Source organism: Nitratireductor sp. WH36-1 (assembly GCF_058725515.1).
This window is the reverse complement of sequence record NZ_JBZXDP010000002.1, coordinates 114,195-129,804: the sequence shown is the minus strand read 5'-3', so window position 1 is coordinate 129,804 and position 15,610 is coordinate 114,195. Positions and strand designations below refer to the sequence as shown.

Genomic DNA, 15,610 nt, shown 5'->3' with positions numbered 1-15,610 from the left:
CTGAACTTAACGTAATATGTATCCATAATGCCTGTGAGGAGCACGGGCCAAGGGAGGAAACATGATCAAACTTGCCATCGCTTCGGCGCTCGTCGCCGGGTCCATCACTGCCGCACACGCCGAATATCCCGAGCGCCCGATCAACATGATCGTCGCCTACAGCGCCGGTGGCGGCACCGACATTGCCGCGCGCACACTCGCGCCATTCATTGAGAAATATCTCGGCGAAGATGCTTCCATCGTTGTTCTGAACCGCCCCGGCGCAGGCGGCGAAATCGGCTTTACCGAGCTGGCGCAGTCCAAGCCGGACGGCTACACGATCGGCTTCATCAACACGCCGAACATCCTGACAATCCCGATTCAGCGCAAAGCGCGCTACTCGCTCGAGAGCTTCACGCCGATCGCCAATGTGGTCGACGATCCGGGCGCTTTCAGCGTGCTTCCGTCCAGCGGGATCAAGACGTTCGACGATCTGATCGCCTATGCAAAGGAAAACCCGGGCAAGCTGACCTATGGCTCCACGGGCATCGGTTCCGACGATCACCTCTCGGCGCTGGAGTTCGAGCGCATGACCGGCGTTCAGCTCAAGCATGTTCCCTTCCCGGGAAATGCCGATGTGCGCACGGCGACGCTCGGCGGCCACATCATGATGGCCAGCATGAACATCTCCGAGACGATTGCCGACGTTCATGAAGGCGCGCTGCACGCGCTTGGCCAGATGTCCAATGAACGCTGGGATGGCGCGACCGAAGTTCCGACCTTCAAGGAAGAAGGTTACGACGTGATCATGGGCTCCATGCGCGGCATCGCCGCCCCCGCCGGCGTTCCTGAAGATGTCGTCGCCAAGCTGGAGGAAGCGCTGAAGGCTGCCGTTGCGGATCCGGAATTCCAGACAAAGGCGAAGGAACAGCATCTGGCGCTGTCCTACATGAACGCAGCCGCGTACAAGGCGGAGCTCGAGTCGCTCGACGCGACGTTCCGCGAGCTTTGGGAGACGACGCCCTGGGTTCAGGAGTAGTCGCAAGACCGGTTGTTGTCGGCGGGGCCTGGGTCGTCATGCGTCCATTCGGATGCACAAAGGACGATCTCATCTGTTGATGAAGCATCGGAATAACCGAAAAGCGGTTTCCGTTTTTCGGTCCGATGCTCTGGCCCCGCCTTCACTGTTTGGAGTGGGAGGGGGATGTGAGACGAGCCGTTTTTGAAAGCGGGTTCGCACTGGCGGCCGTTGTGCTGAGCCTGCTGGGTCTGCTTGAGGCCTGGAGATATTCGGGCGAGGGCGGTTTGATGCCGCGCGGTGTCATGACCCTCATGCTGGTTCTGTCAGGCTTATGGCTTGCCCAGTCCGTCAGCGCCCTGCGGCAGGCGGATGGGCCGATGCTTGCCCCCACTTCGGCGCAGCTGCGTGGCGCGCTCCTGCTGATTGTTGCAGGCGCAGCACTCCTCTTCGGCATGCGATTTGTCGGCTTCTACACGAGTGCGGCCATCATCGTGCCGACACTGGCCTGGGGACTCGGATACCGAAACCTGAAGGGCCTCATCATCGGCACGGTGCTGTTCGTCTGTGTGCTGATCGCCGTGTTCCGTTTCTTGCTGGTGGTCCCCTTGCCGCCCGAGATTATCCTCTTGCCGTTCGGAGGCTGATATGGGGGACGTTTTTCAGCATATTCTTGACGCGCTGCCGCTGGTTTTCTCGCTGGGGACCATCATCGCGATGATCGGTGGGACGATCATCGGCATCGCGGTTGGCGCGCTGCCCGGCCTCTCGGCCACGATGGGCATCGCAGTCCTCATTCCCCTGACCTTCACCATGGAACCCGTGGTGGCGCTTGGCATGGTCGCGGGCATTTACAATGGCGCGATGTATGGCGGCTCGATCCCGGCCATTCTTTTGCGCATTCCGGGCACGCCCGCGGGCATTGCAACCGTGTTCGACGGCTATCCCATGGCGCAGAGCGGTCATGCGAAACTGGCGCTGCGCATCTCGTTGGTTTCCTCCAGCATCGGCTCTGCGGTCAGCGCAATTGCGCTTCTTTCGCTCGCGCCGCCGCTCTCGCTGATCGCGCTGAAATTCAGCGCCGCAAACTATTTCTGGCTCGCCATCTTCGGGCTGATGACGATTGCCGTTCTTCTGTCCGAGAACCCGGTAAAGGGGCTTCTTTCCGCCTGTTTCGGTCTGTTTGTCGGCATGATCGGCATCGACATGATGACGGGCACGGAACGCTTTGCCTTCAATGAGCTGGAACTCCTCAGCGGCGTGAACATCATCGTGTTGCTCACCGGTCTCTACGCCATCCCGCCGGCCATCGATCTGGCATTGAGCCCGAAAAAGCCCGATGCCGAAGTAAAGGCGATAAATGAAGAGGAAATGGCCTTTCGCTGGTCGAGCCTGATCCCGGTCTGGATCCGTTCGTCGATCATCGGTGTCGTGACCGGCATCATTCCGGCACTTGGCGGCAATGTCGCCGCCCTGTTTGCCTGGAACGAACAGCGACGCAGCGATGCCGACAAGGACAAATACGGAAAGGGCGCGCCGGAAGGCGTTGCCGCACCCGAATGCGCCAACAACGCCGACACGGCGGCAACGCTTATCCCGGCGCTGACACTCGGCATTCCGGGCAGTTCGGTGGCCGCCGTTATTCTCGGCGCGCTTCTCGTGCATGGCCTGATCCCCGGTCCGCAGCTTTTCCGCGACAAAGCCGAGATCACCTACGGTTTCATGCTTGCGATGCTGGTCACCTCCGGGCTGATGCTCATTCTGGGCAGTGTCGGCGCGCGGGCCTTCGTCAATGTCCTGAAAATGCCCACGCAGCTTCTGGCCCCCATGATCTTCGTAATGGCCACCATCGGCGTGTTCGCCATTCACAACAGCATGTTCGAAGTCTGGCTGATGCTGGGTTTCGGTGTGCTGGGCTATGCGATGGAGAAGATGGATATCCCGACGGCCCCGGCGGTTCTTGCGGTCATTCTCGGGCCGATTGCAGAAGAGAACCTGCGCCGCGCCCTGCTGATTTCGGGCGAGGGCGTGTTCTCTCTGTTTCAGGATGTTATTTCGCTGCTTCTGGTGGCGCTCATCCTCGCAACCACTGCACTGCCTCTCGCCATGAAAATGTGGAGGCGCAGAAGAAGCCGGATCGAAGCGCTTGCCAGCAGAGATTAGAAAGGCTGTCTTGCCAATTTCAGAAGGCTGCGCCATGCGCGGCCTTCTTCACGTATGATGGGGAGTAGTATGAGGAGGCCGGCAGAGTCGCGTGATGCAGGAGGTAGCAACATGAATGTGACAGACACCGTTTACGTCAAGCTGAGACGGCGCCTGATCTCTGGCTATTACGATCCCGGCACCAAGCTGAAAGAGGAAATGCTGGCAAGCGAGCTGGAGGTCAGCCGGACCCCGGTGCGCAGCGCCATTGCGCGGCTGATCTCCGAGGGGCTTCTCATGCCGGGCGAAAAGCGCGGTGCGCTGGTCACCCCATGGCGCGAAGAGAACACGGCCGATGTCTTCACACTGCGCATCCTTCTTGAAGGTCACGGGGCTTTTCTGTGCGCCCAGCATGCCACCGACGAGCAGATAACCCTGCTTGAAAACACCTGCGATGAGATGGAGCAGGCTTTTGCCGCGCGTTCGACGGGCTGGGTGAAGAAGCTCGATGCGGGCAACCGCACCATTCACGAAATGCTCTATGAGGGATCGGGCAGCGTGCATCTGCGCCTGTGCGGCCGGCATCTTCTGGAAATCCCGCAGGTGATCGGCGGTTTTTTCATCTATGAGGACGCCGATATCGAAGAGAGCCTTCGCCAGCACCGGGAGATCGTCAAGGCCATTCGCCTCGGGAATGGCGAATGGGCGCGGTCCGCCATCGCCTGTCACCTGAATGCCGCGCTGGAGCGCTTCAGGCGGCGCACCGGGGGCAACTGAGCCGCCCCCGGAAAATAACCAGGCTTTGAAAACCGCTCAGGCGGTTATTCGACGCCAAGGAAACGGAAGGGTTCGGCCTTCTGGAAATCCTCGTTGACGACGCCGGAATAGATGTTCGTCTGGTTCGGCCCGAGATCGAGCTTCATGACGCTGCCGGTTTCTTTCGAAAGATCCAGCTTGTTCATGTCGACCCAGAAGATGTTCGGGGTGAGCGCAGACTCGAAGAAGTAGAGCTTGCGCTCGTGATCGGCGACGGTGCGCCAGCGGGTCGAGGAAATGTTCGGCTGTTCGGGCGTGGAAATGCCGAAGGGAACCGAAGCATTGCGGATCACGCTGAAAGCGCTCGCGATGGTTTCCACCGCATTGTCCGTCTTCGGGATTGCGTTCACATAGAAGGAAGCGCGGGCGAAGCGGTCGGCTGCGCGGTTGGTGCCGGGCAGCATCACGGTGCCGCCTATCTGCTTCCAATACGCATTGAGCGCCAGCTGCTGATCGAAGGTCGGCGAATTGGTCATCACCTGATAGTCGCGGCTGTGGTGGATGACCTGCTTGCCGTCGATATATTCCACGATGGCGCTGTCGCCGCTCGCATCAGAGATCGAAAGATGAAGCGTTGCCAGCCGGGTTTCGCCGGGAACGTCTGCGGTGACAATGGTGTAGGGGTTTTTCTCCAACGCCTCGACGGTTTCGGCAACCGTTGCGAAATTGTCGAGCACATACTGCGCCCATGCGCCAAGCGAGAGCGTGGGCGCATCGCCCTCAACCTTCGGGTATTCGGACTCGACCAGCCACAGAACATTGGCAACGAGACCTGCCTCGTTCATGCCATCCGTCGTGGAAACGTCGTAGCCGGACGTGATGACGCTGCCATATTTCGACGTCCACTCGATCGAGTTCGGGCCAGCTTCGCCGGAGCGCTCCATGCCGCGCGGAAACACCCAGATGTTGGAGCCGACATCGGTTTTCCAGTCCATGGAACGGGCGGTGATCACCTGATCGGCAGCACCCTGATAGACAAAGCGGGTGCAGGCCTCGGCCGAGGTGGGCATCAGAACGCTGCTTGCCACGAAAGCAACGACAAAAGCGATTATTCCAAGGATGATTGTCATAGAATCTCTCATTTCCGATAACTCCTCAGCCGAATAACGACTATACTGGAAACAAAACTATAAGATTCCGAAATGTTGTGCTTGTGACAGAGCGAAATAGTGTTTCGTCCTGTCTTCGCGCATTTCCTCGAAGGATGAACTTCAGCCCAGCGCGACCAGCGCGGCCAGAACGTCCGAACGGCGCAACATGCCGACGAGGCGGGAGCCGTCGACAACGGGAAAGACCCGGTAGGGCTTTTCCAGAAAGGCTTCGGCAGCGCTCGTAAGATCGGTGGTCAGTGACAGGGTGACAACCTCGCTGCTCATATGATCGGCGACGGTGCCTTTCCATTCCTGATAATAGCTCGCATTGAGCGCAGGCCGAAAACAGTCTTTCTGCGTGACGATGCCCATGAGCGCACCGCTGTCGTCGACCACCGGGGCGGCAGCCGCATCGGCCTCGACAAGAAGCGCGACGGCGCGGCGGATCGGCATATCCGGTTTCAGAACCGGCATGTCCTTCTGCAGGATGGCTTCCAGGGTCGCGCCATTCGTCATTGCTGGCTCTCCTGCCGGCTACGGTTCGGGCAGCCCTCACAGGCGACATCTTTCAGGCAGGCCATGCCGCCGCAGGAGCCCTTCACGGGCCCACGCCCGGAAAACAGGCCAACGGCAAGGCCGGTTGCCGCGAGAAGGAAGATCGCCAGTGCGAGAAGAATCTCCATGCCCGTTCCTCAGATCAGGTGGCGGTCGAAACCGCCCGTGGTGACGGTCGAAAGCTGTGCGCCGTCCTGAAAGAGGAAAAGCGCTGCAATTCCGTTGCGCCGGGCGAGCGCGGGACCATCCGCATCTGCAGCGGTGAGCGCTGTGGCCCAGCCATCGGCCAGCATCGCGCTTTCAGCCAGAACCGAGACCGATGCAATATCCCCGTCGACCGGCGCGGCATGGCGCGGGTCCATGATGTGGCTGTAGCGTCGTTCGCCGATCATATAGCTCTGCGGGCGCAGCCCCGACGTGGCGACCGCCATGCCGGAGGGCAGCCGAAGGCCGGCAACAGCGCCGATGGCGTCGGGGCGGGGATCTTCGATGGCGACCTGCCAGTCGCGTCCCGAAGGATGCTGGCCGAGCGCCTTGAGTTCGCCGCCGAGATCGACGAGGAAGTCGCCATGGCCCAGATCCGCCACGCGGCGCGCCACAAGGTCGAGCGCATGTCCCTTGGCAATCCCGCAAAGGTCCATGGTCAGGCCCGGCGCATCCTTGGCGAGACTGTTTTCCGTGGCCGCGAGCCCCTGCCAGCGCGGGATACTGTCGCCGCTGATCGGGCCAAACCCCCAGCGCGCGATGAGCGGGCCAACGGTCGGATCGAACCAGCCATCGCTCGCCCCGGCAATGTCGAGCGCGGCCCGCGCAACCAACGCGGTCTCTGCCGAAACCGGGGTTTCCTTGGGAGCGCGGTTGAAGGCGCTGATCTCGCTGTCGTCCCGCCAGGGCGACATCTGCCTGTCGACTTGCGCAAGGAGTGCGTCAACGGGTGTGCGCAGCGTCCCGGCATTGTTGCCGTCGGGCAGGGTGATGCGCCACGCGCTTGCAAAGGCCCGGCCTTCAATTGTGCGCGTGGCCGGGTTTTCCATCGCTGCACGGGCCCCGCCTGCGGTTGCCAGTGTCGCGCCGGTCAGCGCCAGCATGTGGCGGCGGGTAAGGTTCAGACGCATCGTTCAGCCTCCGAAGTCGTCATTGTATATCATATGCGGCTCCACACCCAGTTTTGCGAGCGTGTTGAGCACTGCCGAGATCATCACCGGCGGGCCGCACAGATAGTATTCGCATTCCTCTGGCGCGGGGTGCCCGGCCAGCGTGGAACGCACCGTGTCGTGAATGAAGCCGGTCGCGCCGGTCCAGCGATCGCCCGGTGCGGGATCGGAAAGGGCGGGCGTCCAGCGGAAGTTTGGATGCGCTTTTGCGATGGCGTCGAATTCCTCGACATAGAAGAGGTCCGCTGCCGAGCGCGCACCATAGAAGTAATGCATCTTGCGCTCAGTGCCGAGGCCGATCTGCTCGTGGATCATCGCGCGCAACGGGGCCATGCCCACGCCGCCACCGATGAAGACCATCTCGCGCTGCGTCGGCTGAACGTGGAAATCACCGAACGGGCCGGATGCTTCCACCCGGTCGCCGGGTTTTAGCGAGAAAAGCCAGGAAGAAACGATGCCCGGCGGAATATCCGTCTCGCGGCCGGCCGGCGGCACGGCCAGACGGATGTTGAACACCGCACGGCCCGCATCCTCTGGCCGGTTGGCGATGGAGTAGGCGCGGGTAACAGACGTGTCGGAAACCGAGCGCATGTCAGGCCAGTCCGCAAGCCGCCATGTTTCACGGAACGCCTCGTCCACCGCCATGTCCTGAAAGTCGAGTTCATAGGGCGGCGCGGTGAGCTGCATGAAACCACCGGCCTGAAAGTCGAATGGCTGGCCTTCCGGCAGTTCCAGAACGAGTTCCCGGATGAGCGGGGCCAGCTGGCGATTGGAGACAACACGGCAGGTGAAGCCTGACGCCCCCAGGAAGGCCTGCGGCACGGTAACGGTGCAGGAGCCGCGCAGGGCGGTCTGGCAAGCAAGGCGCACATGCGCCTTGCGCTCCGCCGCTGAAAGAATGCCTTTTTCGGTCGCCTGCGGTTCGCCCGCGCCTTCGCCCTCCACGGTGACGCGGCACAGCCCGCATGTGCCCGAGCCGCCGCAGGCAGCGGGAATGCCGATGCCCGCGCCATGCAGCACACCAAGCAGCCGGTCGCCGCGTGCGGCCTCGATGGGCATGGTCTCGTTCACGGTGACCGTCAGCGCTTCCGCCGGAACCAGTTTGCGGCGTGTGGCCAGAAGCGCAAGCGTCAGCGCAACGATCAGTGCGACAATGATGACGGCGCCCAGAAGGATCTCGGTCATGACGCCACCATCTGCGCAAAGGCGGAAAAGCCGAGCGACATCATGCCGGCGATGATGAAGGTGATGCCAAGCCCCCGCAGCCCCTCCGGCAGGTTCGCATAGGAGAGCCGTGTGCGGATCGCGCCGAGCATGATCACGGCCACGGCAAAGCCCGTACCCGCGCCGAGCCCGAAGACGGTGGATTCCACGAAGTCGAAGTCACGCTCGACCATGAACAGGCTGCCGGCCAGGATCGCGCACTGCACGGTGAGCAGCGGCAGAAACACGCCGAAAGAGGCGTAGACCGCCGGGAAAAAGCGGTCGAGCACCATTTCGAGAAGCTGCACGGTCGCGGCGATCACACCGATGAAGGCGATCAGCGCGAGATAGGAAAGGTCGATGCCCGGCGAACCCGCCCAGGCCCATGCGCCCGGAGCGAGCAATGCGTGATAGATCAGGTTGTTCAGCGGCACCGTGACGCCCAGAACGGCGATCATGGCAATGCCGAGCCCGACGGCCGATCCCGTGCGCCGAGAAAGCGCGATGAAGGTGCACAGGCCGAGAAACAGCGTCAGCGGCATATTGTCGACAAAGGCCGCGCGCAGGAAAAGGGCGGCAAGCTCGTTCATGCGCCATCCTCCCCGGTTTCCGGCGGCGTGAACTCACCGGCCTCCACCTGTTCGGGAAGAAGGCTGCGGATCGCCCAGACAAGGCCGCCCAGCAGGAAAAAGCCGGAGGGCGCAAGCAGCATCAGGTTGAGCGGCGTGAACCAGCCACCCTGATCGACCGTCGGCAGAAGCTGCCAGTCAAGCAGCGTTCCCGCGCCGAACAGTTCGCGCAGGCTGCCGATCAGCACCAGCACGAGCGAATAGCCAAGCCCGTTGCCCAGCGCGTCGATCATCGCGCGCCCCGGCGGATTGTGCCGGGCAAAGGATTCGGTGCGGCCGAGCACAAGACAGTTGGTGGTGATGAGGCTGACGAAAACGGACAGCCGCTGGCTGATCTCGAACAGATAGGCCTGCAGCAACTGGTCGATGACGATGACCAGCGAGGCGACAATCACGATCTGGACGATGAGCCGGATAGAGGACGGAATGTGGTTCCGGATCACGCTGATAATGCCGGCGGACATGACCAGAACCGCCGTCAGCGAGGCCGACATGGTAAGCGCCGTCGCCACCGAAGTCGTGACCGCGAGCGCCGAGCAGATGCCAAGAATCTGCAGGGTTACCGGGTTCTGCCGGATCAGCGGTTCGGTGAATGTGGTCCAGAGGCGCGGCTGGCTCGACATGGCTCAGAATTCTCCGCGCCGGATTGCCGTCAACAACGGCGCATAACCATCGGGGCCAAGCCAGAACCGAACCATCCGCGTGATGGCGTTGGAGGTTCGCGTCGCGCCGGTGATCCCATCGACCTCATATTCATTGCCGGCGCTGCCGCGCGCCACGGCGAAGCGAATGTCGCCGCGCGCATCGCTGATCTGCCTGCCGCTGAATTGCGCCAGCCAGGAGGGCTCCTCGATGCGTGCGCCGAGGCCGGGCGTTTCGGACTGGCCGGTAATCGCCATGCCCGCCACGGTGTTCATGTCGCCCTTGAGCGCGATGATCGCGTCAATCGGGCCGTTATAGCCCGCACCGCTGATGGGCAGGAGGGCGAGCGAAATTGCCCCATTGGCATCGCGCAGGAGATAGATCTGGGCGTAGTCCGGGCGCTGACCGAGCCCGGCAAGATCCTCTCCGGCGGTGAGCGTCGTCCAGTTGGCGCTGTCTTCGAGCGCCGCAGGCAGCGTTTCCGGCGTCACCTCTTTTGCCGCCGCACCGCGTTCCAGATCGATCACCACCGTCGACAGTGCGCCACCTTCGGCGGACAGAAGGTCAGACATGCCGGGAATGCCCGCGATGAGGTTTTCCAGCCGCGCCTGCTGTTCCGCGGCGCGGTTTGCCGCCTGAATGGGGCGCAGCACGACCGTTGCCCCGCTCACCATCAGCGCGCATATGGCCGACACGAGAAAGGCGACGATCAGCGTCTTGGCGCGGCTTTCATTGGGCAGCGCCAGAAAGCGACGCCACAGGGCGATCGGGTTCAACTCAGCCATGACGTCTTCTCCTGCGCGCCGTCCAGAGCGCAATCGCAATCTCATCCAGAAGGGGTGCTGCCAGCGAGGCGAGCAGCGCTGCCGAAACGGCCACCTGCACCGGCGCTCCATGGCCCCAGCCAAACGCAAAGAGTGTCACCAGCGCGCCATAGAGCGCGCCGTTCAGCCAGCCACCGGTGCGGGTGGAGGCGCTTGTCACCGGGTCCGTGACCAGAAGCGCCAGCACAATGCCGAATGCGGGCAGAACCGGTGCAATGGGCAGGCCTGCAAGCCATGCGATCAGGATGACCGCCAGTGCGCCGACGATCAGCCGGGCCGACATCACGCCAAGCAGCATGCCCAGCGCGAGCGCCGGTATGGCCGCCCAAGCGACCGGCAGGGCAAAGTCCGGCCATGGCGCGGCGGGAAAGCCAAAGCCCAGAAACGCGATGGTGACGGTCGCCGGGTTCAGGACATTCCGCCCCCAGCCGCCGAAAATGAGTTCCGCCATCACCGAGCCGAAGCTGATGCCCAGAACGAGCTGCAAAAGGCTGAGTTCCTGCGGCGCGAGCATGGCCACGGCCAGCCCTGTCAGCGCACCGGCAAAAGACGGGGGCTGTGCGCGCGCCAGCATGAAGATCACATGCCAGAGACCCGAGATCAGCAGCACAAACAACAGCCTTCCGACCGCTTCCGCACCACCGAACCACAGCCAGGTCAGCGCCATCGGCATCAGTGCGAGCAAGAGCAGCATTGCCACCATCTCGCGGTCCCAGAGCCCCCTCGTCACGCCGGCGCCTCCTCGGCTTCGATGCGGCTCAGGATGATGCGCAGCTGCTTTGACAGCCGGGGCCGGGCGCCCGTTGCATAATCTGCAAGGGCCAGATCCTCTTCGACCAGCGAAAGCGCTCCCAGCCGGACGGCCGTTTCTTCATCGCCAGACGCGATGGCCCGCAAAAGAGCGGCGGCTGGCATGTCGCCGCCCATGGCCTGATCGAGCGCGGCGGTGGGAATGACGGGCAAATGCCGCGCCGCTTTTCTGAGCGCGGTTCCGAACCAGTGGTGCTTCACCGCACCGGTCTCGCGTGGTGAAACCGTGACCTGCCGGTCCCGCGCGCCGAGCCAGTGTGCGGGGCGTCCGTCCAGCGCAGAACCGCTCAGAATTTCGTGCGCACCGGGCCGCACGACAGGCTGGCTGAGGCCGCGCAGATCCGCGCCATGCTGGCAACGCACAAGCCGCCTTTCGCGCAGCGCCGAACCGGTCACCGAGACAAGCCGCGTGCCGGGCAGAAGCCCGGTTGCAAGCAGCGCTCCGAGATTAGCCACATCCTCTGCCTCGATATCCCAGACGCGAATCTCCGGCGCGGCCGGTCGATGACGGTGGATCTGGATGCCGGCAAGGCCCTGCGGATGGTTGCGCCCGCAGGAAATGCGCGAGAGGCCGGCAGGCACTGCACCGCCAAAGTGCTTGCCCGCTGGTTCGCAAAGAAACAGCCGGTCTTTCGTCAGTTGCGAAAGGGCTGCCAGCCCGCGCGAAAAATCTTCCTCGCGCCCCTTAAGGGCCAGCGATGGCGCAGGCGCGCCGGGTCGGCTGTCCACCGCCATGACGAAGATCGCGGCAGGGGCCTCGTCAGCGTGCGGCATGCGTCCGAACGGACGGCTGCGGAACATGCGCCACAGGCCGGAAGACTGGAGAAGCGCTCGCAGCGCATTGCCATCGACTTCCGCGTTTCCGGTCTCGAACAGATGACGTCCGCCATCGGGTTCATGAAAGAGAAGAAGCTGCGAAAGCCGCCGCCCGGACTTCAGATCAAGCGAGGCGATTCGCCCGGCCATCGGCGCGACAAGCGCGATCTGCGGCGCGTTTCTCAGGCGCAGAAGCGGCTGCCCCTGCGCGACGAGTTCATCCTCGCCCACCAGCGCTTCAACGCGCAGTTCTTCACCGGGAGATGGCGTCAGCGCCGCCTCTTCGGTCAACACCTCAACAGGGTTTTCCGATTGCAGGGGCACCCGGTCATGCGGGAAAACGAGGCCTGCGGAGAAGGCCGGGCCGAACATGCTCCGTCTCCGATGGATTTTCGACGTTTGACCGGCGTTTGAGGTTTGCCGGAATGCGTCGAACTGATTACCATTCTTTACGGCGACAGTTTAGGAACATACCGGCGGGGTGGAAAGCCATGTTTTTCAAAACGAAGAACTTAGTCACGACAACTATCGCTCTTGGCGCATTTGTTTCTGTTCTTTCGTTCGCTGCCGTGTCGCAGGAACAGGCGGCTCCCGCAAATTCCGAATCATCCGAGATCGAGGAAATCGAAAAGGCGCTTGCGCCCTATGTGATGCCCGAGTCCGGACCGTTCCGCCCCGATCAGATCGAGATCGCCAACAAGGCCGCGATAGCCGCCTGGGCGCGCTCGGCTCATGCGGATGCGCGTTCAGAGTCTTTCTCGCACTGGAACGAAGACGGGGCCATCCCGCCAAATTGCGCGACCTGCCATTCGGGCGAAGGGTTCCGCGCCTTTCACGGTCTTGATGGAAGCGCACCCGGCCTGCCGGAAAACCCCATCCCCACGGGTGGCGTTGTGGACTGCGAAACCTGCCACAATCCGGGTCTTTCCGCGATCAAGGAAGTCAAGCTTCCAAGCGGTCTGTCGCATCCAGTCGCGCCGGGCGAAGCCTCCTGCATCACCTGCCATCAGGGCCGCGCGGCTGGCGTCACCGTTGCCACTGCGGTGGGCGACAAGGATGAGGACACGCCGGACAAGGAACTGCGTTTCATCAACCCGCATTACGCAGTGGCTGCGTCCATGTGGCTCGGCGGCTATGCCGCATCCGGCTATCACTATCCGGGGAAGGAATATTCCGGCCGCTTCTTCCATGCACGTCCGGTTTCCACCTGCGTTTCCTGCCATGAACCGCACACGCTGGAAGTGTCGGAGCAGACCTGCATGACCTGCCATGAAAACGCGGCTCTGGACGACATTCGCCTGTCGCGCGCGAGTTTCGATGGCAGCGGCGATGTTAAAAAAGGCATCCGCGCCGACATCGCAGCCAATGCCGACCGGCTGAAGGGCCTGATGACCGCCTACGCAGCCGAAGTCGCCGGCGCGCCGATGATCTATGACGGCCATCGCTATCCCTATTTCTTTGCAGACATGAACGGAGATGGGCGGATCGACGAGGCCGATGGAAGGGCGGTTGGCTATAACGCCTGGACCCCGCGTCTTTTGAAGGCCACCTATAACTGGAAATTCGTCACCGCCGACCCCGGCGCATTTGCGCACAACCCGCATTATGCGCTCGAGCTTCTTTATGATTCCATTGAGGATCTGGCCGGCGCGCTGGGTCAGGACATGACGGCCTGGAACCTTCAGCGGTAAGCGAACAAGGCGGGTCTGAGGACCCGCCGCGTTCTTGACAAGCGACCGTTCCTCTTACACGAGCTTTCCGATACGCCACCCTCCATGGTGGCCGGCAAAGAGTTCGGAAAGGGTAGGAACATGTTCGACAGCGCTCACATCGCCGAGGCCGTTGCCTGGCGTCACGACCTGCATCGTCACCCCGAATTGGGGTTTCAGGAAGAGCGCACGTCGAAACTGATTGCCGGGTTGTTGCAGGGCTGGGGCTGGCAGGTGCACACCGGTCTGGCTGAGACCGGCGTGGTTGCGCGGCTTGGCGAAGGCGGGCCTTCGATCGGCCTGCGCGCCGATATCGACGCCCTGCCAATTGAGGAAGCCACGGGCCTCGAATACGCTTCGACCCATCCGGGAAAAATGCATGCCTGCGGGCATGACGGCCACACCGCCATGCTGCTTCTGGCTGCACGCCAGATCGCAGCCGAGGGCGTGAAGGACGGAAATGTCACGCTGATTTTCCAGCCGGCGGAAGAAAATGACGGCGGTGCGCGGGTGATGGTCGAGGAGGGGCTTTTTGGCAAATTCCCCTGCGACACGGTGTTCGGCATACACAACTGGCCGGGTCTTGCGCCCGGTCGGATGGTCGCCCGCGACAGCGAGATGATGGCCGCATTCGCCATCTTCGAAATCGTGATCGAGGGGCGCGGTGGTCACGCCGCCATGCCAGAGCAGAGCGACGGTGTGGTGGCTGCGGCAGCGCGGATGGCGGCTGCCCTTCAGGAACTTCCAGCCCGACGCCTGTCGCCGCTGGTGCCGGGCGTTGTGTCGGTAACGCAGATCCACACCGGTTCCGCATTCAATGTCTGCCCGGACCGTGCGATTGTCAGCGGCACGGCCCGCTGGTTCCAGCCGGAGGCCGGTGACGAGATCGAAAAGCGGCTGAGCGAAGTGGTGCAGGGCGTTGCCGCCGCCCATGGCTGCCGCGCCCGCGTCGATTACCAGCGGCGCTATCCAGCGACGATCAACAGCGCCGCCGAGGCGGCTCTCGTGCGCCGCGTCGGGGACACGATGGGGCTCGATACGGGCGAGACCGGGCCGAGCATGGCGTCCGAGGATTTCGCTTTCATGCTCAACGAGAAGCCGGGTGCCTATATCTGGCTGGGCGCTGCGCGCGAGGGCGACAATCCCGGCCTGCACTCGCCCCATTTCAACTTCAATGATGACGTGCTGCCGACCGGCTCGGAATTCTGGGTGCGGCTCGTGCGGCAGGCGCTGGCCGCCTGATGGACGCGCTGGACAGCCGTTTCCTGCGCGAATTTCTGATCGTCGCCCGTGAGGGTTCGATCCGTCGCGCAGCCGAACGGCTGAACATCGCGCCCTCGGCGATCAGCCGCAAGCTAGCCGAGGTGGAGGCGCGGCTGGGCGTGGCGCTGGTGGCGCGCAGCGCACAGGGCATCACGCTCACGGATGCCGGGCGTCTGGTGCGCGAACATGCGCTGCTCCAGCAGGACGAACAGACCTTTCTGCTCGACCAGATCGGCAAGTTTCGCGAGGCCGGCGGCCAGGTGGTGCGGATCGCGGTTGGCGAAGGCTTCGCCGCCGATCTCATGCAGAACGGCCTGGCCCCGCTTGGCGCACGCCACCCGCATCTGCGTTTCCGCATCGATCTTGCCGGAACCGAAGAGATCCAGCGCCGCGTGGTCGAAGGCGAGGTTGATCTGGGCATTGCCTACAATCCCGTGCCGACCGAGGCCACGCGCTCCGTCGCCTTTGCGCGTCAACCACTCTGCGCTGTCGTGCCCGTCGGCTCGCCGCTGGCGGCGCGCGAACACATCCCGCTGGCCGAGATGCTTGCCGAGCCTCTGGCCATGCTCGATGCGCGTCACGGCATCCGCACGCTGGTCGCGCGCGCGGCAAGCGATCTGGGGCTGGCGCTGCGGCCACAGGTGGAAACCTCCTCCATCGCGGCGCTGATCCGCTATGTGGGCGCAGGCATGGGCGGCACATTTCTGCCCCGCTTTTCCGCCTCCATTCAGGCCGAGCGCGGCGAGGTCGCCATTGTCGATCTTGATGAAGAGAGCCTTCAGCATGTCAGCGCGCATCTGATGGTGCGCGCCCGCCGGCGACTGCCGCAATCGGCGGCTGTGACCGTCGATTATCTGGCTGCGCACATGGTCGCCTTTCGCGATTAGATCGCCGTTCAGTGTTGCGATAATCGCAACACAACGTGCCTGTTTACGGGGCTACTCAACAACACGCTGTCA

The 15,610-nt window shown here is 63.0% G+C and carries 17 protein-coding genes; 7 read left to right on the top strand and 10 right to left on the bottom strand.

The genetic code is table 11. The annotated features are described in order from the left end of the window. The first annotated feature begins 61 nt into the window (after positions 1-61). The 4 genes from AC4PTT_RS19785 to AC4PTT_RS19770 all read left to right on the top strand — a co-directional run bounded on the left by AC4PTT_RS19785 (position 62) and on the right by AC4PTT_RS19770 (position 3,916). On the top strand, positions 62-1,018 hold the full coding sequence (locus AC4PTT_RS19785; protein WP_113156860.1) for a tripartite tricarboxylate transporter substrate binding protein: 957 nt from the start codon (positions 62-64) through the stop codon (positions 1,016-1,018). Positions 1,019-1,185: 167 nt separating this feature from the next. Beyond that, on the top strand, positions 1,186-1,644 hold the full coding sequence (locus tag AC4PTT_RS19780; protein WP_162742435.1) for a tripartite tricarboxylate transporter TctB family protein: 459 nt from the start codon (positions 1,186-1,188) through the stop codon (positions 1,642-1,644). 1 nt (position 1,645) lies between these two features. After that, the gene (locus tag AC4PTT_RS19775) at positions 1,646-3,160 is read left to right on the top strand and encodes a tripartite tricarboxylate transporter permease (protein WP_299935981.1); all 1,515 of its coding nucleotides are present in this window, start codon (positions 1,646-1,648) and stop codon (positions 3,158-3,160) included. 111 nt (positions 3,161-3,271) lie between these two features. Beyond that, the gene (locus tag AC4PTT_RS19770; protein WP_162742436.1) at positions 3,272-3,916 is read left to right on the top strand and encodes a GntR family transcriptional regulator; all 645 of its coding nucleotides are present in this window, start codon (positions 3,272-3,274) and stop codon (positions 3,914-3,916) included. Between the two features lie 44 nt (positions 3,917-3,960). Here the strand turns inward: AC4PTT_RS19770 and AC4PTT_RS19765 are convergent, their stop codons facing one another. The 10 genes from AC4PTT_RS19765 to AC4PTT_RS19720 all read right to left on the bottom strand — a co-directional run bounded on the left by AC4PTT_RS19765 (position 3,961) and on the right by AC4PTT_RS19720 (position 12,051). Beyond that, entirely contained in the window at positions 3,961-4,965 is a 1,005-nt protein-coding gene (locus AC4PTT_RS19765) for a linear amide C-N hydrolase (protein WP_224873291.1), read from the bottom strand. A 201-nt stretch (positions 4,966-5,166) separates the two neighbouring features. Next, positions 5,167-5,562 (bottom strand): CBS domain-containing protein, encoded by a 396-nt coding sequence (locus AC4PTT_RS19760; protein WP_113156865.1) that lies wholly within the window; start codon positions 5,560-5,562, stop codon positions 5,167-5,169. Then, positions 5,559-5,729 carry a (Na+)-NQR maturation NqrM gene (nqrM, locus tag AC4PTT_RS19755; protein WP_113156866.1) on the bottom strand — a complete coding sequence of 57 codons (171 nt, stop codon included), beginning with the start codon at positions 5,727-5,729 and terminating at the stop codon, positions 5,559-5,561. Before nqrM ends, AC4PTT_RS19760 begins: the two co-directional genes overlap by 4 nt. A 9-nt stretch (positions 5,730-5,738) precedes the next feature. Further along, a complete protein-coding gene (locus tag AC4PTT_RS19750) occupies positions 5,739-6,716 on the bottom strand; it encodes an FAD:protein FMN transferase (RefSeq protein ID WP_492162813.1) in 978 nt (325 codons plus the stop codon). A gap of 3 nt (positions 6,717-6,719) precedes the next feature. After that, positions 6,720-7,940: an NADH:ubiquinone reductase (Na(+)-transporting) subunit F gene (gene nqrF, locus AC4PTT_RS19745; protein ID WP_206994545.1), complete on the bottom strand. Its 1,221-nt coding sequence runs from the start codon at positions 7,938-7,940 to the stop codon at positions 6,720-6,722. After that, positions 7,937-8,548: an NADH:ubiquinone reductase (Na(+)-transporting) subunit E gene (gene nqrE, locus AC4PTT_RS19740; RefSeq protein WP_113156870.1), complete on the bottom strand. Its 612-nt coding sequence runs from the start codon at positions 8,546-8,548 to the stop codon at positions 7,937-7,939. Before nqrE ends, nqrF begins: the two co-directional genes overlap by 4 nt. Continuing rightward, on the bottom strand, positions 8,545-9,210 hold the full coding sequence (locus tag AC4PTT_RS19735; RefSeq protein WP_206544884.1) for an NADH:ubiquinone reductase (Na(+)-transporting) subunit D: 666 nt from the start codon (positions 9,208-9,210) through the stop codon (positions 8,545-8,547). Before AC4PTT_RS19735 ends, nqrE begins: the two co-directional genes overlap by 4 nt. A gap of 3 nt (positions 9,211-9,213) precedes the next feature. Further along, positions 9,214-10,014, bottom strand: a complete 801-nt coding sequence (gene nqrC, locus AC4PTT_RS19730; RefSeq protein ID WP_206548590.1) for an NADH:ubiquinone reductase (Na(+)-transporting) subunit C — start codon at positions 10,012-10,014, stop codon at positions 9,214-9,216. Continuing rightward, positions 10,007-10,783, bottom strand: coding sequence for an RnfABCDGE type electron transport complex subunit D (locus tag AC4PTT_RS19725; protein ID WP_283800706.1), 777 nt, complete (start codon positions 10,781-10,783; stop codon positions 10,007-10,009). Before AC4PTT_RS19725 ends, nqrC begins: the two co-directional genes overlap by 8 nt. Further along, entirely contained in the window at positions 10,780-12,051 is a 1,272-nt protein-coding gene (locus AC4PTT_RS19720) for a Na(+)-translocating NADH-quinone reductase subunit A (protein ID WP_492162812.1), read from the bottom strand. The genes AC4PTT_RS19725 and AC4PTT_RS19720 overlap by 4 nt, the downstream gene beginning before the upstream one ends. Before the next feature lie 119 nt (positions 12,052-12,170). Here AC4PTT_RS19720 and AC4PTT_RS19715 point away from each other — a divergent pair, with 119 nt between their 5' ends. The 3 genes from AC4PTT_RS19715 to AC4PTT_RS19705 all read left to right on the top strand — a co-directional run bounded on the left by AC4PTT_RS19715 (position 12,171) and on the right by AC4PTT_RS19705 (position 15,538). Continuing rightward, positions 12,171-13,370, top strand: a complete 1,200-nt coding sequence (locus tag AC4PTT_RS19715; RefSeq protein ID WP_492162811.1) for a cytochrome c3 family protein — start codon at positions 12,171-12,173, stop codon at positions 13,368-13,370. Between the two features lie 120 nt (positions 13,371-13,490). Further along, on the top strand, positions 13,491-14,630 hold the full coding sequence (locus AC4PTT_RS19710) for a M20 aminoacylase family protein (RefSeq protein WP_492162810.1): 1,140 nt from the start codon (positions 13,491-13,493) through the stop codon (positions 14,628-14,630). Next, positions 14,630-15,538: a LysR family transcriptional regulator gene (locus tag AC4PTT_RS19705; RefSeq protein WP_492162809.1), complete on the top strand. Its 909-nt coding sequence runs from the start codon at positions 14,630-14,632 to the stop codon at positions 15,536-15,538. Before AC4PTT_RS19710 ends, AC4PTT_RS19705 begins: the two co-directional genes overlap by 1 nt. Positions 15,539-15,610: the final 72 nt, after the last annotated feature.

What these genes read in the sequence shown, in the direction of transcription:
- AC4PTT_RS19785 (WP_113156860.1), top strand. Translation starts at nt 62, where the DNA reads ATGATCAAACTTGCCATCGCTTCGGCGCTCGTCGCCGGGTCCATCACT.
- AC4PTT_RS19775 (WP_299935981.1), top strand. Translation starts at nt 1,646, where the DNA reads ATGGGGGACGTTTTTCAGCATATTCTTGACGCGCTGCCGCTGGTTTTC.
- AC4PTT_RS19770 (WP_162742436.1), top strand. Translation starts at nt 3,272, where the DNA reads ATGAATGTGACAGACACCGTTTACGTCAAGCTGAGACGGCGCCTGATC.
- AC4PTT_RS19765 (WP_224873291.1), bottom strand. Translation starts at nt 4,965, where the DNA reads ATGCCCACCTCGGCCGAGGCCTGCACCCGCTTTGTCTATCAGGGTGCT.
- AC4PTT_RS19760 (WP_113156865.1), bottom strand. Translation starts at nt 5,562, where the DNA reads ATGACGAATGGCGCGACCCTGGAAGCCATCCTGCAGAAGGACATGCCG.
- nqrM (WP_113156866.1), bottom strand. Translation starts at nt 5,729, where the DNA reads ATGGAGATTCTTCTCGCACTGGCGATCTTCCTTCTCGCGGCAACCGGC.
- AC4PTT_RS19750 (WP_492162813.1), bottom strand. Translation starts at nt 6,716, where the DNA reads ATGCGTCTGAACCTTACCCGCCGCCACATGCTGGCGCTGACCGGCGCG.
- nqrF (WP_206994545.1), bottom strand. Translation starts at nt 7,940, where the DNA reads ATGACCGAGATCCTTCTGGGCGCCGTCATCATTGTCGCACTGATCGTT.
- nqrE (WP_113156870.1), bottom strand. Translation starts at nt 8,548, where the DNA reads ATGAACGAGCTTGCCGCCCTTTTCCTGCGCGCGGCCTTTGTCGACAAT.
- AC4PTT_RS19735 (WP_206544884.1), bottom strand. Translation starts at nt 9,210, where the DNA reads ATGTCGAGCCAGCCGCGCCTCTGGACCACATTCACCGAACCGCTGATC.
- nqrC (WP_206548590.1), bottom strand. Translation starts at nt 10,014, where the DNA reads ATGGCTGAGTTGAACCCGATCGCCCTGTGGCGTCGCTTTCTGGCGCTG.
- AC4PTT_RS19720 (WP_492162812.1), bottom strand. Translation starts at nt 12,051, where the DNA reads ATGTTCGGCCCGGCCTTCTCCGCAGGCCTCGTTTTCCCGCATGACCGG.
- AC4PTT_RS19715 (WP_492162811.1), top strand. Translation starts at nt 12,171, where the DNA reads ATGTTTTTCAAAACGAAGAACTTAGTCACGACAACTATCGCTCTTGGC.
- AC4PTT_RS19710 (WP_492162810.1), top strand. Translation starts at nt 13,491, where the DNA reads ATGTTCGACAGCGCTCACATCGCCGAGGCCGTTGCCTGGCGTCACGAC.
- AC4PTT_RS19705 (WP_492162809.1), top strand. Translation starts at nt 14,630, where the DNA reads ATGGACGCGCTGGACAGCCGTTTCCTGCGCGAATTTCTGATCGTCGCC.